The organism is Subtercola endophyticus (assembly GCF_021044565.1).
GTDB lineage: Bacteria > Actinomycetota > Actinomycetes > Actinomycetales > Microbacteriaceae > Subtercola > Subtercola endophyticus.
This window is the reverse complement of sequence record NZ_CP087997.1, coordinates 4,182,287-4,203,736: the sequence shown is the minus strand read 5'-3', so window position 1 is coordinate 4,203,736 and position 21,450 is coordinate 4,182,287. Positions and strand designations below refer to the sequence as shown.

The following is a 21,450-nucleotide window of genomic DNA, read 5'->3' as shown; positions in this document are numbered from 1 at the left end:
CCTTCTGCGCCGCAGAGTAACCCAGTGAGGTGTCCGGCCGGTGAACGTCGACGATGTGAAATCCTAGGATCATGGACGCCCACGAGATTCGCAACTCCTATCTGCACTACCTCGAGAGCCGTGGCCACACGGTCATTCCGGCCGCCAATCTCGTTCCAGCCGACACCAGCACGCTCTTCACGGGTAGTGGCATGCAGGCACTTCTGCCCTATTTGCTGGGCGAACAGCATCCGGATGGCGTGCGGTTGACCGACAGCCAGCCCTGCGTGCGCGCGCAAGACATCGACGAGGTCGGCGACAACCGGCACACCACCTTCTTCGAAATGCTTGGCAACTGGAGCCTCGGCGACTACTTCAAAGAGCAGCAGATTCGGCAGTTCTTCACGTTTCTCGTCGACATCGTCGGCCTCGATGCGTATCGGCTCTCGGTGACCTGCTTCATCGGCGACGAAGCCAACGGCATTCCGCGCGACGACGAGGCGGCGCAGATCTGGCAGACCGTCTTCGCCGAACGCGGCATCGAGGCACAGATCGCGGCCATCGGCAGCCAGGCCGACGGGGATGCCCGTGGTGTGCACCCGGGCGAACGCATCTTCTTCTACGACGGCGGCGAGAACTGGTGGTCGCGCGGCGGATCACTCGACGGCACCCCCATCGGCGACCCCTGCGGCCCCGACAGCGAGGTGTTCTACGACTTCGGGCCCGAGCACCATGACGCCTCGTTCGGCAAGGCGCACCCCGCGAGTGACAGCGGTCAGTACATGGAGATCGGCAACCAGGTCTTCATGCAGTACCGGCGCCGCGAAGACGGCTCGTTCGAACCCCTCGCCCGCCGCAATGTCGACTTCGGGGGCGGGCTGGAACGCATTGCGGCGGCCGCGATCCATTCCTCCGACGTCTTTCGCATCAGCCTGCTCTGGCCCATCGTCGAGAAGCTGCAGCAGCTCACCGGCCGGTCGTATGTCGATGAGACCGAGTCGATGCGCATCATCGTCGATCATCTGCGCGGCGCGACCTTTCTCGCCGTCGACGGAGTGCGGCCGTCGAACAAAGAGCAGGGTTACGTCATGCGCCGCCTGCTGCGGCGGGCCATCCGGTTCGCCCTCGCACTGGGGCTGAGCGAGAACTTCTTCGGCGAGATCGTGCCCGTGATCGCCGACCTGTACGCCGATGACTACCCCGAGGTTCGGCAGCATCGCGCCGAGGTGATCGAGGTGCTCGTCAAAGAAGAACGGGCGTTTCGGCGCACCCTTGCGGCCGGGCTTACAGCGGTCGCCGGATTCGCGGGGCGCACGATGACCGGCCACGATGTGTTCGTGCTCTCAGACACGAGCGGCTTTCCGAAAGAGCTGAGCGTCGAAGAGGCGCGCCGGCTGGGTATCGACGTGCACCCCGACTGGCAGGCCGACTTCGAGGCGGCGATGGATGAACAGCGGGCTCGTTCGCGGGCCGCGACCCGCCTCGGCGCAGCCGGTCTGCCGGGCGGCGCGGTCAGCGCGGTCAGCCCAGAACGCTAGAACGCGGTCGGCGCCGCGATCGAAGCATCGGGCAGGGGCTCGTGCGACGCTATGCTGCCCTCGTGGCCCACTTTCGCATTCGAGATTTTCATCCCGATGACATCGATAGCATTCTGCACCTCTGGGAAGAGATGCGGTCGTCGCAGACCGAGCCGGTCTACAGTCTTCCCGAGGTGCTGGCGTCGTGCCAGCAGGATCACGCCGTCGTCGCCGTGATCGACGATGTCGTCATCGGCGCAGCCGTCGGCCGAGCGGCTCACAATCAGGGCTGGATCGTGTTCTTGTCGACCGCACCGCAACACCAGCGCCAGGGGGTCGGAGGCAGATTGCTTGCTGCGCTCGAGAAACGCATGGCGCCCCTCGGGCTCTCGAAGCTCTCTGTTCTGTTGCCCGACAGCACGGTACCCGTCGACGCGTTCAGCGAGCAGGGCTTCGAGACGAAACAGAACCTCCGCTATCTCGAACGGCGCATTCCGGTGCAGCGCAACGAATTGAACGCCCTCACCGAATTGGGTGGGCGCATTCTGCCGCGAGGCCTGTGGGAGTCGATCGGGGGCATGCAGAAAGAGAAAGAACTGCTCGAGCGCCGACTCGTGATGCCGCTCGCGAACAGCGATCTGGCCGACCAGTTCGGCGTCGTTCCGCCCAGCGCGGTGGTGTTGTTCGGGCCGCCCGGAACCGGAAAGACCACGTTCGCCCGAGCGATTGCGTCACGACTCGAGTGGTCGTTCGTCGAGGTGTTTCCGTCGCGCCTTGCTGCCGATCCAGCCGGCCTGGCCGGGGCCCTGCGCGAAACGTTCGCGAAGATCGCCGACCTCGAACACGCTGTGGTGTTCATCGACGAAGTCGAAGAGATCGCGGTGCAACGCGGGGGTGAACCGCCGTCGGCCATGCAGGGCGTGACGAATGAGCTGCTGAAGATCATCCCGACGTTCCGCGATCAACCGAATCGTCTTCTGGTGTGCGCCACAAACTTCATTCGCTCGCTCGACTCCGCGTTTCTGCGGCACGGCCGATTCGACTACGTGATTCCCATCGGGCTGCCCGACCCTGCCGCTCGAGAGTCGATCTGGGCGCGCTACATTCCGGCGCAGTCGCTCGGCGAGGTCGATCTTTCGGCCCTGGTCGAGCGCACCGAAGGGTTCTCGCCCGCCGACATCGAGTACGCGGCGCGCAAGGCCTCCCAGAGCGCGCTCGAGAAGGCGCTCTTCTCGCCCGTCTCCCCCGACGGCTCTGCCCCCGCCTCGGGGCCGCGAACTGAAGACTATCTCGAAGCCATCAACTCCACCCGGGCCACCGTCTCGGCCGAGGTCGCCCAAGCCTTCCTCGAAGACATCGAGGGCATCGCCCGCCTCTGATGCGCTAGCTCTTCGGGCGGTAGACGTTGGCGATCGCGCCGCCGTCGAACGCGGTCGAGCTGATCAGCTGCAGATCCAGCTCGTCAGAGAGTTCGGTGAACAGCCCGGAACCCGAGCCGAGCGCGACCGGAAGCACGACGAACCGGTACTCGTCGATCAGACCCGAGTGCACGAGACTGCGCCCGAAATCCACGCCACCTTGGGCGAGCAGGTAGCCGCCGGGCTCGTGCTTGAGGCGATTGATCTCTTCGGCGAGATCACCGCTGGCGACCCGCGCGCCGCTCCAGCTCGCGGCGGCGGGCGATTCGTCAGCGCCGGCGCTGAACGAGGTCGGATCGAACGTGGCCTGTCGCGTGAACACGACCTTCGGAATGTCGTTCATGGGCGCAGCCATCGGGTTGGTCGAGGTCGGCCACAGGCGAGCGAACCCCTCGAACAACCGGTGCCCGATGAGGTGCGCGCCGGCGCCGGAGAGAGTTTCGAAGACCCACGCGGCCGAATCCGGAGTGCCTGCGCGTAACGGCCAGTTCGAATCCGCTCGAGTGCCGGCAACGAAGCCATCGAGCGACACCGACATCTTCAGCACGAGTTCCCTCATCGACGACCACCTCTCCCTGATGTGTACCCTGTTCACATGTTAGGGCTGAGTCGCCGTTAGGGCGTGTTGCCAAAGTCTCCGATGCGCTCGGCCTCATTCTCGGGAACCAGCACCAACGCCAAGTCAGGGTCGACGAACGAAGCGAGAAAGAGCGGCAAGAAGCGCTTACCCGTACATCGATAAGCGATCACCTCGCTGTCGCCCGCGTCAAACGTTACCGTCTTGCTCGAGTCCCGCCCACTGTGGATTCTCACCGTGTGACTTCCGGGTGAGATTGGGATCTCGATCGACTCGTTCATGGTGACCGACCCGGCGTTCTGCCCGTCGAGAACCACGTCGTAGGGGTGGCGCCGCACTTCGACTCCGATTGCCTTGTGCGTGAGCTTCAGCGTTGCTGCCACGGTCGGCGTCTCCCAACCCAGTACCTGAGGTCATTCTAACGGCGCGAATCGCGAGGGCTCAACGGCGGGGCCGAGTTGTCGGGTCAGCTGCTCGTGGCCGCCGGGGGCGGCGAGGCTTCTGTCAGCGAAGAGCAGTCGCGCGTGTCAGGGAGATGCTACGCGGCCGGCAGTGCGTCGTAGATTTCGGCCCAGTAGCTTTCGTATTCTGCTGCGCTGAGCAGCCCGTGGTCATTGAGCTTGTCCATGGCGCGAAGTTGGTCTGTCGCGGCCTGGAAGAAGGCGATGTCGCCGAGCGTCTCGAAGTGCTGTCCGGTTGCTGCCGTCAGGACGGTGAGGCGTCGCACGTGCGGGCGAAGGGACCGTGTGGCCGCGTGCCCGGCCCAGATACCCGCGGCGTAGACGCTGATAGCGATGCTGGTGACGACGAGAGCGGGCATTTCGGCGAGGGCGAGAAAGAGGAACAGTGCGAGCACCGCTCCCGCGACGGGCCAGTTGCGGTAGAAACGCAGAGCGCGGCGCTCGGCCGCGTTCGTTCCGGGCGGGTAGACGGTCAGTCGCGTTCGGCAGTACGACGTGCGGCCGGTGGGGGTGACATCGATCGCGCCCCACAGGTGCGGCCCTTCGCTGATTCGGCGTGCCGCCCGAGCGAGCAGTCGGGCTGCAGAATCGGCGGGGATGCCTGTTTGAAGATGAGGATGCATGGTCATACCTGCCACGCTAGGCAACGCCCACGGTCAGGTGTTCGATCTTCACGGTCTTCATGCGCTATCTTGACGCACTTAATACGCGGCCGGATCCAGGAGCGGAATCGAACGGGGTTCGGGGGTTTCTTTACGGAACTTCTTCGTACGATGTCGTGATGTCGCTGCGATCCGGTGTGAACCGATAACCCATTCCCGATTCCGTGATCAGGTACCGGGGCTGCGAAGGTTGGGGTTCGAGCTTCTTTCGGAGCTGCGCGATATAAACACGCAGGTACCCGCTGTCATTCGAGTGGTGTGCACCCCAGACGTGAGTGAGCAGCGCATCTCGCGTGATGAGTTTGCCCGGGTTTCGCAGCAGAACTTCGAGGATGGCCCACTCGGTCGGCGTCAGCCGGATGATCTCGGGGGCTTCCGCCGTGCCGTGATAGGCGTTCTTGGCCAGCAGGTCGACAGTGACCGTTCCGAATCGGATGGCGGGAGAGTCTTCCGAGGTGGGGCTTCGACGGGTGAGGGCTCGGATCCGGGCGAGGAGTTCGTCGATGGAGAACGGTTTGGTGACGTAGTCGTCGGCGCCGGCGTCGAGGGCTTCGACCTTGTCGGCTTCACCGGTGCGGCCGGAGACGACGAGGATGGGCACTTCGCTCCAGCCGCGAAGGCCGTGGATGACCTCGACTCCGTCGAGGTTCGGCATGCCGAGGTCGAGCATGACGAGGTCGGGGTGGTGTTCGATGGCGCGGTTGAGTGCTTCAGTGCCGTCGGAGGCGGTCACGATGTCGTAGCCGCGGGCTCGGAGGGTGACCTTGAGGGCACGGAGGATTTGAGGGTCATCGTCGGCGACGAGGATTTTCATGGAACCAGCTCCGGGACGGGGGTGGACGAGGTGTGCGCTTCGGGTAGTGCGATGACCATGGTGAGGCCGCCGCCAGGAGTGTCTTCGGCCTCGAGGGTGCCGCCCATGCCTTCGATGAACCCTTTCGACAGGGCAAGCCCGAGGCCGAGGCCGGTGAGGTTGTCGGTGTCGCCGAGGCGCTGGAAGGGTACGAAGATGTCGTCCCAGCGTTCGGCGGGTACGCCGGGGCCTTGGTCCGCGATTCGTATTTCGACGGTGCCCCCGAATTCGCTCGCGGAGATCAGTACCCGCTTGCCTGCCGGTGAGTACCGCACGGCGTTCGAAAGCAGGTTGACGATGACCCGTTGGAGCAGGCCGTGGTCGGCGCTGACGGGCTTGATCGTTTCGGGGAGGTCGAGTTCGACTGTCGAAGGGCTCAGGCCGAGTTCGTCGAGAGCAGGGAGCACGATGTCGCCGATGTCGACGGGAGTGAGGAAGACGGCGAGAACGCCGGCCTGCAGCCGGCTGACGTCGAGCAGGTTGGTCACGAGAAGCGACAGGGTGTCCAGGCTCTCGGAGGCGGTGCTGAGCAGTTCGTTGCGGTCTGCATCGGTGAGTTTCACATCGGTTGCGCGCAGGCCGCTGACGGCGGCGGTCGCTGCAGTGAGCGGCCTTCTGAGGTCGTGGCCGACGGCGGCGAGAAGGGCGCTTCTGACCCGATCGGCCTGAGCCAGAGGTTCGACCTCTTGTGCCGTTTGGGCGAGGTCGCTGTACTCCAGGGCGGCCCCGATCTGCGTGGCGATCACCGTGAGGAGGCGTCGTTCTGAGGCGGCCAAGTCGGCGCCGTGCAGCTCGAGCGTGGCACCGCCGCCGATGTCGATGTTCGTGATCTTGTCTGTCGGCGCGCACTCGCCGTCGGTGTGTGTCGGTTCGCCGTCGACGATGAGGCGAACGGCACTGAGGTTGAAGGCCTCGCGGGTGCGGGTGACGAGTGCCTGCAGGGCGTCTTGCCCACGCACGACACTCCCGGCGACCGTGGCAAGCAGTTCGGATTCGGCACCCGCGCGTCTGGCAGCGCGCGATCGGCGGGCGGCGAGGTCGACGACGGCGCTGACGAGTACAGCGTTCACGACGTAGAGCCCGAGAGCGAACAGGTGCGCCGGTTCGGTGACGGTCACGGTGTAGAAGGGTTCGACGAAGAAGAAGTCCAGGGTCAGCCCAGAGAGCAGGGCAGCGAACAGCGCGGGCCCGAATCCGCCGATCAGCGCGACGACGACGACCAGCAGTTGGTACGCCAGAACATCGCTCGTGATGGAGTCCTTGGTGCGCAGGGCGACCAGAATCCACGTGAGAAGCGGGCCGCCGACAAGCGCTATCGCGAGTCCCAGAATGCGGCGCCGAAGCGTGAGTGCGCCGCCGAGTCGGGGCAGCGCGAACCGACCACCTGCTGCAGCGTGAGTGACGATGTGCACATCGATGTCGCCGGACTCCCGGATGACCGTGGCACCGATACCCGGCCCGGTGAGTGCTGCGCTGAGGCGGCTGCGGCGGCTGACACCGATGACGAGTTGGGTTGCGTTCTCGGCCCGTGCGAAGTCCACGAGGCCGCGGGGAATGTCATCGCTGACGACCTGGTGATAGGTTGCGCCCAGGGAATCGACGAGAGCGCGTTGGTTGAGCAGCGCTGCGGGGTTGGCGTCGCGCAGCCCGTCGTTGCTGCTGACGTGCACGACGAGAAGCTTTCCGCCCGTCGTTCGGGCGGCGATGCGAGCCCCGCGACGAATGAGAGTCTCACCTTCAGGACCGCCGGTGAGTGCGACCACGACTCGTTCGCGAGCCTCCCATTTGTTGTTGATGCCGTGTTCGGTGCGGTACGACTTCAGCGCGCTGTCGACCTCGTCGGCCAGCCACAACAGGGCGAGCTCACGCAAGGCAGTGAGATTGCCGAGGCGAAAGTAGTTCGAGAGAGCGGCATCGATGCGGGTCGCAGGGTAGACGAATCCACCGGCGAGCCGGTCGCGCAAGGCTTGGGGTGCGAGGTCGACGACTTCGATCTGGTCGGCGGAACGCAGCACGCTGTCGGGTACGTTCTCGCGCTGCGGTGCTCCGGTGATCTGCTCGACCACGTCGGTGAGCGAGTCGATGTGCTGAATGTTCACGGTGGAGATCACGCTGATGCCCGCGGCAAGCAGCGCCTCGACGTCTTGCCAGCGCTTCTCGTGGGTCGACCCCGGGGCGTTGGTGTGCGCGAGTTCGTCGACCAAGGCGATATCGGGCTTTCGAGCCAGAACCGCATCGAGATCCATCTCGGTCAGCTCGACACCCCGGTGCACGCTGGTCGTGCGCGGAACGACTTCGAGGCCCAACAGCATGCTCGCGGTGCCTTTGCGGCCATGGGTTTCGACCACGGCGACGACCACGTCTTTGCCGTCACCCTTCAGGCGCCGACCTTCTTCGAGCATCGTGTAGGTCTTGCCGACCCCGGGTGCTGCGCCGAGCAGCACCCGGAACTGTCCGCGCTTCATCGTTAGCTGCCCAGGCCTGCCAGGGCGATGTTCAGCTGCAGAACATTGACGACGGGTTCACCCAGGAACCCCAGGTCGCGCTGGGTCGTGGCATTGGCAACCAACTGTTCTACCTCGTCTACGGGAAGATTGCGAACGGCGGCAATACGGGCCACCTGAATCTGAGCGTACTCGGGGCTGATGTGCGGATCGAGCCCCGAAGCAGAGGCCGTGACCGCATCAGCAGGTATCTGGGAAACGGGTACGTTGTCTGACGCGGCGATCGCGGCCTGACGTTCGGCGATCGCGGCCAGCAGATCGGAGTTCTCCGGGCCGTAGTTGCTTCCGCTCGAGGCGGCGGCGTCGTACCCGTCGCCTGCTGCCGAGGGTCGGGACTGGAACCACTCCGGCAGCGCCTTGCCGTCGGAATCGGTGAAGGATTGGCCGATCAGGGCCGATCCGACGACTGCGTCACCGGACTTGATCATCGACCCGTTCGCCTGCGCAGGGAACGCGAGCTGACCGATGCCCGTGATGAGCGCGGTGTAGGCGATTCCGAGAACGATCGTGAAGACGATCATGGCTCGCACGGCGACCCAATATTGTCGCCCCGCGGTTCGTGAGGTACTCATGTGAAAACCTTTCTTGTCAATGTGTCGGCAGATGGCGAGCTAGAAGCCCGGAATCAGGCTGACGAAGATGTCGATGATCTTGATGCCGATGAACGGCGCGATCACACCGCCGACACCGTAGATGAGCAGGTTGCGGTTGAGAATGCGTGAGGCGCTCAGCGGTCGGTATTTCACGCCGCGGAGGGCCAACGGAATCAGGATGATGATGATGATCGCGTTGAAGATGATGGCCGAGAGAATCGCGGAGGCCGGCGAGTGCAGCTGCATGATGTTCAGCACACCGAGCCCCGGAAAGATGCCCGCGAACATCGCCGGAATGATGGCGAAGTACTTCGCCACGTCGTTCGCGATCGAGAACGTCGTCAGCGCCCCGCGCGTGATGAGCAGCTGCTTGCCGATGCGCACGATGTCGATCAGCTTCGTCGGGTCGGAATCGAGGTCGACCATGTTGCCGGCCTCTTTCGCGGCCGACGTTCCGGTATTCATCGCAACACCGACGTCGGCCTGAGCCAGCGCGGGAGCGTCGTTCGTGCCGTCTCCGGTCATGGCGACGAGGTTGCCGCCCTCCTGCTCGCGCTTGATGAGAGCGAGTTTCTGCTCGGGCGTCGCCTCGGCGAGAAAGTCGTCGACGCCGGCTTCCGCCGCGATCGCGGCGGCGGTGAGAGGGTTGTCTCCGGTGACCATGACGGTTCGGATGCCCATCGCACGCAGCTCGGCGAAACGCTCTTTGATGCCTTCCTTGACGACGTCTTTGAGATAGATGACGCCGAGTACGCGGGCTGTTCCGGCAGGGCTCTTGCTGGCCACGACGAGCGGGGTGCCACCCGCTTTGGAGATGTTCTCGATTTTCTCTTCGAGCTCGGCGTGCTCGGTGCTCGCCATGGGTCCAGACTCTTCGACCCACGCGACGACAGACGCGCCGGCGCCTTTTCGAATCTGCGATCCGTCGGGCAGGTCAAGGCCCGACATGCGGGTCTGGGCGGTGAAGGGCACGATGTCCCCCGCGACCGACAGGCCGTCGACGTAGTTCTGTTTGACGGCCAGGTCGACGATCGACTTGCCCTCCGGTGTCGGGTCGGCCAGAGACGAGACCGCGGCGGCATGCACCAGATCGGCCTGGCTGACGCCGGTGAGGGCCGTGAACTCGGCGGCCTGGCGGTTGCCGTAGGTGATGGTGCCTGTTTTGTCGAGCAGCAGTGTCGTGACGTCACCGGCTGCTTCCACCGCGCGGCCCGACATGGCGAGCACATTGCGCTGCACAAGGCGGTCCATACCGGCGATGCCGATGGCTGAGAGCAGGCCGCCGATGGTCGTCGGAATGAGGCACACCAGAAGTGCCACCAGAACGGTGAGGCTGACCGGCGAGGCGGCGTAGCTGGCGATCGGGTTGAGCGTCAGCGTCACCACGACGAACACGATGGTGAGGCTGGCGAGCAGGATGTTCAGGGCGATCTCGTTCGGAGTCTTCTGCCTCGACGCGCCTTCGACCAGCGCGATCATCCGGTCGACGAACGTCTCACCCGGCTTACTGGTGATCTGCACGATGATGCGATCGGAGAGCACCCGGGTGCCGCCCGTGACGGCGCTGCGGTCGCCACCCGATTCGCGCACCACCGGGGCGGATTCGCCTGTGATGGCCGATTCGTCGACCGAAGCGATGCCCCAGACGATGTCGCCGTCACCCGGGATGAGTTCGCCCGCCACGACCACGACGACGTCGCCGAGAGTCAGATCGGCTGAAGAGAGCGTCTCGATCGAGCTCGCTTCGGCCGACGGATCGGCTTTCGCGTCATAACCCAGCACCTTGTTGGCCGCCGTACTGGTGCGGGTCTTTCGCAGGCTGTCGGCCTGCGCCTTGCCGCGCCCTTCGGCGACGGATTCGGCGAGGTTGGCGAACAGCACGGTCGCCCAGAGCCAGAGCGCGATGCCCCAGGTGAACGATGCGGGCACAGGAGCGCCGCCGGAGTCTCCGGCGCCGCCGATGAACGGTTCGGCGATGGCCAGCGCCGTGGTCAGCGCGGCGCCGATCTCGACGATGAACATGACCGGGTTGTGCCACATCTCCCGCGGGTCGAGCTTGCGGAAGGCACCCGGAGTGGCGGCGATGAGTTGGCTGAGTCCGAAGGCGCTCTTTTTCTCTGCGGGCTTCGTTTCGGTGGGTTGAGGTTCTGAGGGTCGTAGGGGTGTGAGGGTGGACATGATTACTTGAGTCCTTCCGCTAGCGGACCTAGCGTGATTGCGGGAAAGTAGGTGAGAGCGACGATGACCACTGTCACTGCGACGAGGAGCCCGACGAACTGGGGCCGGTGCGTTGGCAGGGTGCCTGCTGTGGCGGGAATCTTGTCTTGAGCCGCAAGAGAACCGGCGAGCGCCAGAACCAGCACCATCGGCACGAACCGGCCGAGCAGCATGGCGACTCCGAGCGCGGTGTTGAACCAGGGCGTGTTCGCCGTGAGTCCGGCAAAGGCAGAACCGTTGTTATTGGCGGCTGAGGTGAACGCGTAGAGCACTTCTGACAAGCCGTGCAGTCCGGAGTTCCAGATCGATGTGCTCGTCACGTCGTCTCGCACCGCGGGTATCGCGAAGCTCAGTGCGGTGCCGGCGAGCACCAGCGTCGGGGTGACCAGAATGTAGATGCTGGCGAGTTTGATTTCGCGCGGTCCGAGCTTCTTGCCCAGGTACTCGGGGGTGCGCCCGACCAGCAGTCCGGCGATGAAGACCGCGATGATGGCGAGGATCAGCATTCCGTAGAGGCCGGATCCGACACCACCCGGCGCGACTTCACCGAGCATCATGTTGAGCATCGGCATCATTCCGCCGAGGGCCGTGTACGAGTCGTGCATAGAGTTCACGGCACCGGTCGAGGTCAGCGTGCTGGCGGTACCGAAGAGAGTCGACCCGAAGATGCCGAAGCGGTCTTCCTTGCCTTCCATAGCGGCACCCGCAAGTTGTGGTGCGGAGCCTGCGCCGATCTTCTCGAAGATCGAGAGGGCCGAGAGCGAGATGAGGAAGATCGTCGACATGGCGGCGAGAATCGCGTAACCCTGCTTGTTGTCGCCGACCATCTTGCCGAACGTGCGCGGCAGGCTGAACGGAATAGCGAGCATCAACACGATCTGCAACAGGCTGGTCCAGGCGGTGGGGTTCTCGAACGGATGCGCGGAGTTGGCGTTGAAGAAGCCGCCACCGTTGGTGCCGAGCATCTTGATCGCCTCCTGCGACGCGACCGGGCCACCCGGAATGCTCTGCGTACCGCCGGTGAGAGTGGTCACGTCGGTGAAGCCGTTGAAGTTCTGGATCACGCCTCCGGCGATCAGTACGATCGCAGTCAGGATCGACAGCGGCAGCAGCAGCCGCAGCGTGCCGCGCGTCAGGTCGACCCAGAAGTTGCCGATCGTGCCCGAGCGGCGGTACGCGAATCCGCGCACCAGAGCGATGGCCACCGCGATGCCGACGGCCGCGGAGACGAAGTTCTGCACAGCGAGACCGGCGAGCTGAACGCTGTAACCCATCGTGACATCGGGTGAGTACGACTGCCAGTTCGTATTGGTCACGAACGATATGGCCGTGTTGAAAGACAGCCCCTCGGGGATGGCGGGCATACCGAGTGAGTAGGGCAGCACGGCTTGCAGCCGCTGGATGCCGTAGAGAATCAGCACGCCGATCAGGGAGAACGCGAGTACACCGCGCAGGTACGCCCGCCAGGTCTGCTCGGATTCGGGGTTCACCCCGATGATCCGGTAGAAACCGCGTTCGGCCTTGAGATTGTGCTTGCTCGTATAGATGTGTGCCATGTAGTCGCCGAGCGGGCGATAGATCAGAACAAGAAACAACACCAGGGTTGCGACTTGGAGGATGGCGAAGAAGGTGTCCACTAAAAACGCTCCGGTTTCACGAGGGCATACACGAGGTACCCGAGTGAGGCGACGCCGAGTACGGCGGCGATGATGTCAAAGGCGATCACAGCTTGCCGACCCCCTTGGCAATCAGTTCGACAATCGCGAACAACGCGACAATGCCGACAATGTAGAACACGTCAAGCACGAGAGATCTCCATCCAAGTCAGGGAAGCCTGCGGAGCCTCCAGCGGAGGGCCGGAACTCACAGGTACAGCACATGATTAGACACCCCGATTCGGCCGATCTTCACGGTCCTAACGGTTCCCTAACGCCATATCGCCAGATCAATACGGTTCTCCTACGGCCGCCGAAAATCCGGCCGGAGAACTTCCGTTAAGACGCCGAAAATCGGCGTTCTCAGGTTGTAAGAAAGAGCCATGACCTTGACCCGTTTGCTGCCCTCCCTGCGCAGCAGCATCCCTGATCCCCTGAACGCGGACCTCTGGCCCGAATACACCTCGGCGACCACAACCGATGTCGTTGTCGCCGGAGTCTCCCTGCTCCGGCTCGTCGATATCTGCCAATCGCCCTGCATTCACACCGCGGCCGCTGTCGTTCCGGGCACGCACGGCCGGCCCTCCACTCTCGAGCGGGCGACAGCGATCGTGACGACGATCACCGAAATCGCGGTGACCGCGACAGGCACCCTCTGCATCAGCGTCGACGCCCGTTTCGACACCGTGCGCCCCCTGCTCAGCGAGCTGCGGCTGATCGGGCGGGCATCCGTCGCGCACACGACCTCTGCAGCCCTCGTGCTCGCCGACTCGAACCGTGACGCTCCGGCGGTGCTCGAAGTGCTGACCGGCGGTCTGCCCGCCGATATTCGGGTCGGCGACCTCCTCGCCGTGCCGTGCCGGGGCGAGCTCGCGCTTCGGCACATCAGCCGCTCGCACGCCGTGCCCGAGCAGAACACCGAGTTGGCGACCGCGGCGGTGTGAGCTTCGAGAAGGCGCAGCCCCTCGTCGCCCGGCGCCACAGTTGCGCATTCGCGACGGACTAGCAATCGACCGGCGAACCCGGGGCCCCAACCCGACAAAAAATAGCCCGAACCCACAAAAACGTAGGTTCGAGCTATTCCCATGTCTTGCGACATCACATGGCGGTACCGGTGGGATTTGAACCCACGGTGCTCTTTCAAGCACACAACTTTTCGAGAGTTGCACCTTCGGCCGCTCGGACACGGTACCGGGGGATACTTTACGGCACACCTGCGTGGTGCGCCAATCCGGCGGCAGCTAAGCGCGGCAGAGCTAAGAGCGGGCTCAGACGAGGCACCCGGAATCCGGCTATCCGGTGACGGCAGCGGTCGCCGCGCTCGTCGTCGACGCCGACTGATAGCCCGAACGATGGGCGGTGATCGTGACCGTGATCTTCGCACCAGCGTCGGCCGCCACGAGGGTGTAGGTCGCCGCAGACGCTCCGGAGATCGCTATGCCAGAATGCTTCTATTGGTAGGTGAACGTCGGGGGCGTCGGAGTCCGGGTGCCTGTGCTGCCGGTCACCGTCACGGTGATGGGGCGCCCGGGCATCCACACCCCGGTTTGAAACGTGACAAAATCAGAGGGTGACCTACAACGCTGCAGATGACCGTTACGAACAACTTCCCTACCGACGCTCCGGGCGGAGTGGGCTGAAACTTCCGGCGGTGTCGCTGGGGTTGTGGCAGAACTTCGGAGACACGACCAGCACCGAGACGCAGCGCGCGATTCTGCGGCGCGCGTTCGACCTGGGCGTCACTCACATCGACCTGGCGAACAATTACGGCCCGCCGTACGGCTCGGCCGAAACGAATTTCGGGCGCATTTTCGCCGAAGACTTCGTGCCGTACCGCGACGAAATGGTGATCTCGTCGAAGGCCGGCTACGACATGTGGCCGGGCCCGTACGGCGAATTCGGGTCGCGCAAGTACCTGCTGGCGAGCCTCGACCAGTCGCTCGCCCGCCTGGGGCTAGACTACGTCGACATCTTCTACTCGCACCGGCCAGACCCCGAGACTCCGCTCGAAGAGACGATGGGTGCACTGCACACCGCCGTACAGAGCGGGCGCGCACTCTATGCGGGCATCTCGAGCTACTCGCCCGAGCGCACGGTAGAGGCGGCGCGCATCCTGGCCGACCTGGGCACACCGCTGCTCATTCACCAGCCGTCGTACTCGATGTTCAACCGCTGGATCGAAGACGGCCTGCTCGACACGCTCGGCGATCTGGGGGTCGGATGCATCGCCTTCTCGCCGCTCGCCCAGGGTCTCTTGACCGATCGGTACTTGAACGGCATTCCCGCCGACTCCCGCGCGGCACAGAACGGGTCGATGCAGCAGAGCTTCATCAACGACGAGACCCTCGCTCGCGTGAAGGGACTGAACGACATCGCCGCCGGCCGCGGGCAGACGCTGGCCCAGCTCGCGCTGTCGTGGGCGCTGCGGGATGCCCGGGTCACCTCTGTGCTCATCGGAGCCTCCTCCGTGAAACAGCTCGAAGACAACCTCGCCGCCACTCACAACCTCACCTTCGAGCCCGACGAGCTCGCGGCGATCGACTCGTTCGCCACGGAGGCCGGCATCAACCTCTGGGCGCAGCAGAGCGCGGTCTAGCTGTACCGGGCCGTGACGTTGGTTACACGCGGGGCTTGATTTAAGGAGGGCCTCCGGGGCTTAGTGGAGGTATCTGACATCTTCACCGGCCACGGAGGTCCTCATGCCCCACATTAATGCCCGACTCACCATTCACGGCAGGACCTTGCTCGTTCGGCGGGTCCTGTCGGGTCGTCCTGCAGCTCACGTCGCGAAAGAACTCGGCATCTCGAGGCAGTGCGCGTACCGGTGGGTACGCCGGTACCGTGCCGAGGGCCTGACTGGGTTGTCTGACCGGTCGAGCCGACCACACCACACACCGACTCGGACCAGCAGCGACCGCGAACAGGCCGTCATTCAGGCGCGGTCGGTGCTGCGCTGCGGGCCGGCCAGGATCGGTGCAGCGACCGGAGTGCCCGCCCGAACCGTGTCCCGGATCCTCGCCCGTCACCAGATACCCCCGCTGACAGACTGCGACCCCGTTACCGGGCAACCCATCAGGGCGACCCGGACCACCGGTAACCGGTACGAACGAGAAAGTCCCGGCGAACTCGTCCATATCGATGTGAAGAAACTCGGCCGGATACCCGACGGCGGCGGGTGGCGCGCCGACCCCACCCAGGGCCGCCGCAACCACAAGACCAGCCATACCAGGGTCGGATACGACTACGTCCACGCCGTGATCGATGACCATACAAGGCTCGCGTACGCCGAGATCCATGCTGATGAGAAGGGCACCACCGCAGCCGGGGTGCTCCTGCGTGCGGCGGCGTTCTTCGCCAGCTGCGGTATTCCACGCATCGTACGGGTGATCAGCGACAACGCCTTCGCGTACAGGAACTCAGCCGTCTTCAAAGCCGCGGTCGCCGAGCTCGGTGCTGCGCAGAGGTTCATCAAACCGCACTGCCCCTGGACGAACGGGAAAGTCGAACGCCTCAACCGCACCCTCGCCACCGAATGGGCCTACGCCCGGCCCTACAGCAGCAACACCGAACGAGCAGCAGCTCTTGCGCCCTGGCTGGAGTACTACAACACTGATCGCATCCACTCCGGCATCGGAACCACACCCATCAACCGCGTGTAACCAACCTCATGGCCAAGTACATCTAGCCGCGCCGCCCGCCCGCCCGCCCGCGCCCGCCCGACCGCCCCGCCCGCACCCGCCCCCGCGCTGCGCCACCCCGCGCTCGCCCGTCCCCGCCCGCGCGGCGCCACCCCGCGCCCCGCCCGCGCTCGCCCGCCCGACCGCCCCGCCCGCACCCGCCCCCGCGCTGCGCCACCCCGCGCTCGCCCGTCCCCGCCCGCGCGGCGCCACCCCGCGCCCCGCCCGCGCTCGCCCGCCCGCGCCCCCACCCGCGCTCGCCCGCCCGCGCCCGCGCGGCGCCGCCGAGAGCGACGTTTGCGGTCGAGAGCGACCGCCCCGGCGGCTCATCTCGACCGCAAAGGTCGCTCTCGCGAAACCCAAGCACGACCGGGCCCGCTGAGGGTGGTGGGAGCTGCGCGAGCGATAGGCTCGAAGGGTAATGCTTTCGATCTCGGTGGTGATACCGGCGCGAAACGACGCCGAGATGCTTCGGGTGTGCCTGGCGGCGCTCGCCCGGCAGACCAGGCCTGCCGACGAGATCGTGGTGGTCGATAACGGCAGCTCGGATGAGACGGCAGAGGTCGCTCGCCGCGCGGGAGTGACGGTCGTCTTCGAGCCGGTCGCGGGCATCCTGCACGCCACCGTCGCGGGGTTCGACTACGTGGCGGGCATCCGTGTACTGGCCGCCGATCCGCTTGGAGCGGGCAATGCGAGCGCCGCCGCGACCACTACCGGTGACCTCGCCGCCGTCTCCAGCGCCACCGCCACCGCCACCGCCACCGCCACCGCCACCGCCACCGGCGATGATCTCGCCGCCGCCACCACTGCCGGTGACCTCGCCGGCGCCACCACTGCCGATACCAGCGCAGCCGCGACGATTGCCGGTGACCTCGTTGGCGCCACCACCGGCGACGACTTCGCCGGTGTCCCTACCGAGGCCATGAGTGCCAACCCCGCGGCGGCGGCCACGAGCGGCGGCGCAACCGCAGTCGCCCCCGGGTCGGCGCCGCGGGCCGACATCATGGCGCGCATCGACGCCGACTCGATTCCCCGGCCCGACTGGCTCGAAGAGATCGAACGCGCCTTCACCGCAGATCCGGGGCTCACCGGCGTCACCGGCCCTGGCGAGTACTACGGCAGCAACGCGCTGGTGCGCTGGGCGGGCGAGACGTTCTACCTCGGCGGGTACTTCGTCGCGGTGCGCGCACTGATGGGGCACGTGCCGCTGTTCGGGTCGAACTTTGCGCTGCGCTCCAGCGCCTGGAGCCGCATCAAGCCGGGCCTGCACATCGATAACCCGCGCATGCACGACGATTTCGACATCTCGATGCGCCTCACGCCTGCCATGCGGGTGCGTTTCGTCGAAGAAATGCGGATGCCCATCTCAGCCCGCCCGTTCGATTCCCTGGGCGGCTTCAGCCGACGGCTCGACTGGGCGTTCGCGACGCTAGGCGTGAACTGGGCCGAAGAGCGCCCGTGGACGCGGGTCGCCGCTCGTATCGCGGCCGGCGCACGCACTCGCTTCGCAGAGCACCCTAGCCGCCGCCTGGCGAAAGCCGAGCATCCTGCACCCCACGCCAACCACGACCCGCGCTCGACCCGGCCCGACAGCACCCCGCCCGACAGAGGCCCGGCCGGCGCCGGCGCATCCCGCACTGCCGCACCGCGCACCGCCGCACCCCGCACCGCCGCACCCCGCGCTCCCGCGCCCCGCACCGCCGCACCCCGCACTGGCGCATCCCGCGCTCCCGCACCCCGCACTCCCGCGCCCCGCACTGCCGCACCGCCCACTCCCGCGCACAGCCGCCGCTCCACATCTCGCGCTCGCGCGTCGATCTCGGTCGCATCCGCCGCCGTTTGGAGCCAGAATCGACGCGCGAACACGCGCCGGCTGCGCGCCGAACGCAGCTCAGCCCGCGGTGCGGCTGCGCTCGAACAGGTCGAGCAGGTCGAAACTGAGCTCGTACGGGGCGTCTTCACAGGGGCTGTGACCGGTGCGATAAACGTGCAGGCGGGCTCCGAGCGCCTCGGCGTTGGCCGCGTGAAGCGCCGTTGGCCACAGATCGTGCTCACCCACCGCCACGTCGATCGGGATTCCCGACGCTCGAAGTTCTTCACGAACATCCGGAACCCATTTCATCAACCCCATGATGTCGGCGTGCGACGACCGCCGAGTGTAGGCGAAACGCGCCTTGACGAACCGCAACCGACCGGGTCGCACGTGCAAGACGTTCACCACGACGCCCCAGCGCATGAGGGCGGCGGCGACGCGGTTCGGGGCGTTGGTCGAGAACGCTCCGAGGCGCTTGACGCCACGGAATGACTGCCCGGGCTCCGGCGGCGCCCCGAGCAGGGTGAGGCTGGCGACGAGCTCCGGATGCTCGGCGGTCACCAGCTCGGCCACGATTCCCGCGAACGAGTAGCCGAGCAGGTGCGCCGGGGTCTCACCCTGCCGCAGGTAGGCGACGAGATCGTCGGTGAAGAGCGCGTAGTCGTAGTGCTTCTTCGGCGGTGACAGGTTCTCGGGGCCCGCCTGGTGCGATTCGTACTGCCCGGCGAGGTCGTAACTCTGCACGTGATAGCCCCGCGATACGAGTTCGCCGAAGATGTAGAAGAAGTCTTCTTTCGAGCCCGTGACCCCGGCGAGCAGAACGACCCGCGGATGCCCGGCCTCCCCCGCCTCCCAGACCGCGAGCGGCCCGCTCGGCGCCTCGAACGTCGACGCCGTGACGCCCTCGGGCGGCGTGGCCCAGTCGATGTCGCCGAGCGCTTCGTCGCGCAGCTGCTCTTCACGACGGGTGGTCACCCTTGCCAAAATACCGCATCTGGCGAGTTGACAGAGACTCGACGCCTCCGGTAACGTCGCAAGGCTGTGCCGCCTGGCACCCGAGTGAACCGAGAGGAAATCGAGACATGTACACGCTCACCGTGCATCTCGATCACGTCTCCCTGCCGAAAATGAATCAGCGCGGCCTCCAGCCGCTTGCCGACCCGACAGTACTCGACCCCATCGACGCTTCGTAGAGACCCTCACCCGTCTTCACCGAAGCCCCCGACCGTCGAGGTCGAGGGCTTCTTTTGCGTCACCCCGCGGCACTCATTGTGCTGCAATCCACAGAAACGAAAGGTCATGAAGAAAATCACTGAACGCTTGCTCAGCTGGGCCAGTCTGCTCGAAGACAACACACTCGAACAGGCCCGCACCTCGTCGAGCATGCCGTTCATCTACCCTCACCTGGCACTGATGCCCGACGCCCACTTGGGCCTCGGCGCAACGGTCGGCTCGGTCATCCCGACGCTCGGCGCAGTCATGCCGGCTGCCGTCGGCGTCGACATCGACATCGGCTGCGGCATGATCGCAGTCAGAACGCAGTTCACGGCATCCGATGTCGACGCTCGCGTCACAGCTGGAGCGCCACTGCGGGAGTTGCGCGAACAGATCGAGCGGGCCATTCCGCTGTCGGCGGGCGGCAAGAACAACAAGATCGTGGCGACAGCCGTGCCGCGCGTCGAAGAGCTGCGCACGCTCGCCACGGAATCGGGGTTCGACCCTGCGAGCTACGTTCGCGAGTGGGAGCGGCAGCTGGGCACTCTCGGCAGCGGAAACCACTTCATCGAAGTCTCGCTCGACGAGAACGGCGCGGTGTGGGTGTTCTTGCACTCGGGCAGCCGAGGCATCGGCAACCGCATCGCACAACACCACATTGCGGTCGCGCAAGCGCTCATGACGAAGTGGTGGATCGAGCTGCCCGACCGCGACCTCGCCTACCTGGTCGAGGGCACGAACGAGTTCGACCGCTACATCGCCGAGCTGCGCTGGGCGCAGCGGTTCGCTCTGCTCAACCGCGAAGAGATGATGGATCGCGTCATTCGTCAGCTCAGTGAGTGGATGACCGTACCGATCGTCGAGCGGGAGCGCATCAACTGCCACCACAACTTCACCGAGAAAGAGAGGCACTACGGCAAGAGCGTCTGGCTCTCGCGAAAGGGCGCGATCTCGGCTCGCAAGGGTCAGCCCGGGCTCATCCCAGGCTCGATGGGAACGGCCTCGTACGTGGTGGCCGGGCTCGGCAACCCGGTCGCACTGGAGTCGTCGCCGCACGGTGCGGGCCGGTCGTACTCCCGCTCGGCGGCGCGGCGCACCTTCACGCACGAACAGTTGCGTGAAGCGATGGTGGGCATCGAGTTTCGCGACACCGATGCCTTCATCGACGAGATTCCTGCGGCGTACAAGCCGATCGACCAGGTGATGGCCGATGCGGCCGAGCTGGTGGAGGTGCGGCACACGCTGCGCCAGATTCTCAACGTGAAGGGCAACTGAGGCGGGGGTGCCGTGGATAACTAAGGAGATGCAGCCCGCCGAGGCGATATGTGGTGCCGCACTGGGTATCTCCTTAGTTATCACCGCCGTGCCGCTCGTCCCGGCGGCGCGTCGAGCCGCGCATAGGGTGGAGCCATGGTGTTTCCCGAGCTCAAACGACCCGATGTCGATGTGGGCCGCGACGGCGGCATTCCCGACGCGACCATTCTGCTGCTGCACGCGCACCCCGACGACGAGACGCTCGGCACGGGCGGCCTGATGGCGCGGCTGGCGGCCGAGCGGGTGCGCGTCGTGCTCGTCACGGCAACGCGGGGCGAGCGCGGCGAGGTTGTTCCAGGGCCGCTGAAGCACCTCGAGGGTACCGCCGAACTGGCCGAGGTGCGGGTGGCTGAACTCGATGCCGCGATGCGCGAGCTGGGCGTGACCGATCATCGGTTTCTGGGCGCGGCAGATGCCCGGGCATCCACCCGCGCGCCCCGCCGGTACAGCGACTCGGGCATGACGTGGGGGGCGTCGGGGTTCGCCGAGGCGGCCCCGGATGCTCCATCCGACGCGTTCAGCCTCGCCCCGCTCGATGAGGTGGTCGACGATGTACTCTCCGTCATCGCAGACGTGCACCCGCACGTGCTGGTGAGTTACGACGCGCGGGGCGGATACGGGCATCCGGATCACGTGCGCATGCACGACGCAGCTGTCGCGGCCGCCGAACGTTCGGGGCTCCCCCTCTATACGATCGTGCCGAGCGCTGCGGAGGCGGAGGGCGGCGACGTGGTCGTGCCGCTCGGGGAGTATCGTGCGGCGAAGTTTCGGGCGCTGGCGGCGCATCGCACGCAGTTGAGTGTCGACGGCGACGACATCGTGCTGTCGGGCGGGCAGCGGCAGCCGGTGCGTGACGTCGAGGTGTTTCGGCGGTGGGCGGGCGAGTAGGCGAGGTGGGCGGGCAGGGTGCGGGCGGGCGCAGCCCGGCCTGGCGGGTGTGCGCGCAGGCGGGCAGCGGCGGCCAGGTAAAGCCGGTCCGGGCACCGGATGCACGG

Annotated in this window: 17 protein-coding genes, 1 tRNA gene and 1 pseudogene; 8 read left to right on the top strand and 11 right to left on the bottom strand. The window is 65.9% G+C overall.

The features are described from left to right. The first annotated feature begins 71 nt into the window (after window positions 1–71). Both LQ955_RS19470 and LQ955_RS19465 read left to right on the top strand, forming a co-directional pair. Window positions 72–1,517 (top strand): alanine--tRNA ligase-related protein, encoded by a 1,446-nt coding sequence (locus LQ955_RS19470; RefSeq protein WP_231026114.1) that lies wholly within the window; start codon window positions 72–74, stop codon window positions 1,515–1,517. Between the two features lie 62 nt (window positions 1,518–1,579). Further along, window positions 1,580–2,875: an ATP-binding protein gene (locus LQ955_RS19465; RefSeq protein WP_231026113.1), complete on the top strand. Its 1,296-nt coding sequence runs from the start codon at window positions 1,580–1,582 to the stop codon at window positions 2,873–2,875. Window positions 2,876–2,879: 4 nt separating this feature from the next. Here LQ955_RS19465 and LQ955_RS19460 read toward each other — a convergent pair whose 3' ends face one another. The 9 genes from LQ955_RS19460 to kdpF form a co-directional block, all read right to left on the bottom strand. Next, window positions 2,880–3,473 (bottom strand): dihydrofolate reductase family protein, encoded by a 594-nt coding sequence (locus tag LQ955_RS19460; RefSeq protein WP_231026112.1) that lies wholly within the window; start codon window positions 3,471–3,473, stop codon window positions 2,880–2,882. A 56-nt stretch (window positions 3,474–3,529) separates the two neighbouring features. After that, window positions 3,530–3,874: a hypothetical protein gene (locus LQ955_RS19455; RefSeq protein WP_231026111.1), complete on the bottom strand. Its 345-nt coding sequence runs from the start codon at window positions 3,872–3,874 to the stop codon at window positions 3,530–3,532. Window positions 3,875–4,029: 155 nt separating this feature from the next. Further along, complete coding sequence (locus LQ955_RS19450; RefSeq protein WP_231026110.1) at window positions 4,030–4,581, bottom strand: DUF6611 family protein; 552 nt, start codon at window positions 4,579–4,581, stop codon at window positions 4,030–4,032. A gap of 124 nt (window positions 4,582–4,705) precedes the next feature. Beyond that, entirely contained in the window at window positions 4,706–5,428 is a 723-nt protein-coding gene (locus tag LQ955_RS19445; protein WP_231026109.1) for a response regulator, read from the bottom strand. Next, on the bottom strand, window positions 5,425–7,932 hold the full coding sequence (locus tag LQ955_RS19440) for an ATP-binding protein (protein ID WP_231026108.1): 2,508 nt from the start codon (window positions 7,930–7,932) through the stop codon (window positions 5,425–5,427). The genes LQ955_RS19445 and LQ955_RS19440 overlap by 4 nt, the downstream gene beginning before the upstream one ends. Window positions 7,933–7,934: 2 nt before the next feature. After that, window positions 7,935–8,543 (bottom strand): potassium-transporting ATPase subunit KdpC, encoded by a 609-nt coding sequence (kdpC, locus tag LQ955_RS19435; RefSeq protein WP_231026107.1) that lies wholly within the window; start codon window positions 8,541–8,543, stop codon window positions 7,935–7,937. Window positions 8,544–8,582: 39 nt separating this feature from the next. Continuing rightward, window positions 8,583–10,742, bottom strand: a complete 2,160-nt coding sequence (gene kdpB, locus LQ955_RS19430; RefSeq protein WP_231026106.1) for a potassium-transporting ATPase subunit KdpB — start codon at window positions 10,740–10,742, stop codon at window positions 8,583–8,585. Between the two features lie 2 nt (window positions 10,743–10,744). Then, a complete protein-coding gene (gene kdpA / locus LQ955_RS19425; RefSeq protein WP_231026105.1) occupies window positions 10,745–12,418 on the bottom strand; it encodes a potassium-transporting ATPase subunit KdpA in 1,674 nt (557 codons plus the stop codon). Then, window positions 12,418–12,507: a K(+)-transporting ATPase subunit F gene (gene kdpF / locus LQ955_RS19420; protein ID WP_231026104.1), complete on the bottom strand. Its 90-nt coding sequence runs from the start codon at window positions 12,505–12,507 to the stop codon at window positions 12,418–12,420. The genes kdpA and kdpF overlap by 1 nt, the downstream gene beginning before the upstream one ends. 312 nt (window positions 12,508–12,819) lie before the next feature. Between kdpF and LQ955_RS19415 the strand changes: the two genes are divergently transcribed. Then, on the top strand, window positions 12,820–13,380 hold the full coding sequence (locus LQ955_RS19415) for a hypothetical protein (RefSeq protein WP_231026103.1): 561 nt from the start codon (window positions 12,820–12,822) through the stop codon (window positions 13,378–13,380). A gap of 159 nt (window positions 13,381–13,539) precedes the next feature. Here LQ955_RS19415 and LQ955_RS19410 read toward each other — a convergent pair. Beyond that, a tRNA-Ser gene (locus tag LQ955_RS19410) sits at window positions 13,540–13,629 on the bottom strand. A 377-nt stretch (window positions 13,630–14,006) separates the two neighbouring features. On the opposite strand from LQ955_RS19410, the gene mgrA reads away from it, so the two are divergent. The 3 genes and pseudogenes from mgrA to LQ955_RS20135 all read left to right on the top strand — a co-directional run. Further along, window positions 14,007–15,032 carry an L-glyceraldehyde 3-phosphate reductase gene (gene mgrA / locus LQ955_RS19405; protein ID WP_231026102.1) on the top strand — a complete coding sequence of 342 codons (1,026 nt, stop codon included), beginning with the start codon at window positions 14,007–14,009 and terminating at the stop codon, window positions 15,030–15,032. A gap of 103 nt (window positions 15,033–15,135) precedes the next feature. Beyond that, a complete protein-coding gene (locus LQ955_RS19400; protein ID WP_231026101.1) occupies window positions 15,136–16,095 on the top strand; it encodes an IS481 family transposase in 960 nt (319 codons plus the stop codon). Between the two features lie 439 nt (window positions 16,096–16,534). Beyond that, window positions 16,535–17,545: pseudogene (locus LQ955_RS20135) on the top strand (glycosyltransferase family 2 protein); the annotation flags it as partial. A 459-nt stretch (window positions 17,546–18,004) separates the two neighbouring features. On the opposite strand, the gene LQ955_RS19385 reads toward LQ955_RS20135, so the two are convergent. Next, window positions 18,005–18,901, bottom strand: a complete 897-nt coding sequence (locus LQ955_RS19385) for an alpha/beta fold hydrolase (protein WP_231026100.1) — start codon at window positions 18,899–18,901, stop codon at window positions 18,005–18,007. A gap of 324 nt (window positions 18,902–19,225) precedes the next feature. On the opposite strand from LQ955_RS19385, the gene LQ955_RS19380 reads away from it, so the two are divergent. Together LQ955_RS19380 and LQ955_RS19375 are read left to right on the top strand one after the other, a co-directional pair. After that, window positions 19,226–20,416, top strand: a complete 1,191-nt coding sequence (locus LQ955_RS19380) for an RtcB family protein (RefSeq protein ID WP_231026099.1) — start codon at window positions 19,226–19,228, stop codon at window positions 20,414–20,416. 135 nt (window positions 20,417–20,551) lie between these two features. After that, entirely contained in the window at window positions 20,552–21,343 is a 792-nt protein-coding gene (locus tag LQ955_RS19375) for a PIG-L family deacetylase (protein ID WP_231026098.1), read from the top strand. Window positions 21,344–21,450 lie beyond the last annotated feature (107 nt).

Excerpts from the sequence above, each read along its gene's own strand:
- LQ955_RS19470 (WP_231026114.1), top strand. The coding sequence starts at position 72 with ATGGACGCCCACGAGATTCGCAACTCCTATCTGCACTACCTCGAGAGC.
- LQ955_RS19460 (WP_231026112.1), bottom strand. The coding sequence starts at position 3,473 with ATGAGGGAACTCGTGCTGAAGATGTCGGTGTCGCTCGATGGCTTCGTT.
- LQ955_RS19450 (WP_231026110.1), bottom strand. The coding sequence starts at position 4,581 with ATGACCATGCATCCTCATCTTCAAACAGGCATCCCCGCCGATTCTGCA.
- LQ955_RS19445 (WP_231026109.1), bottom strand. The coding sequence starts at position 5,428 with ATGAAAATCCTCGTCGCCGACGATGACCCTCAAATCCTCCGTGCCCTC.
- LQ955_RS19440 (WP_231026108.1), bottom strand. The coding sequence starts at position 7,932 with ATGAAGCGCGGACAGTTCCGGGTGCTGCTCGGCGCAGCACCCGGGGTC.
- kdpC (WP_231026107.1), bottom strand. The coding sequence starts at position 8,543 with ATGAGTACCTCACGAACCGCGGGGCGACAATATTGGGTCGCCGTGCGA.
- kdpB (WP_231026106.1), bottom strand. The coding sequence starts at position 10,742 with ATGTCCACCCTCACACCCCTACGACCCTCAGAACCTCAACCCACCGAA.
- LQ955_RS19415 (WP_231026103.1), top strand. The coding sequence starts at position 12,820 with ATGACCTTGACCCGTTTGCTGCCCTCCCTGCGCAGCAGCATCCCTGAT.
- LQ955_RS19400 (WP_231026101.1), top strand. The coding sequence starts at position 15,136 with ATGCCCCACATTAATGCCCGACTCACCATTCACGGCAGGACCTTGCTC.
- LQ955_RS19380 (WP_231026099.1), top strand. The coding sequence starts at position 19,226 with ATGAAGAAAATCACTGAACGCTTGCTCAGCTGGGCCAGTCTGCTCGAA.
- LQ955_RS19375 (WP_231026098.1), top strand. The coding sequence starts at position 20,552 with ATGGTGTTTCCCGAGCTCAAACGACCCGATGTCGATGTGGGCCGCGAC.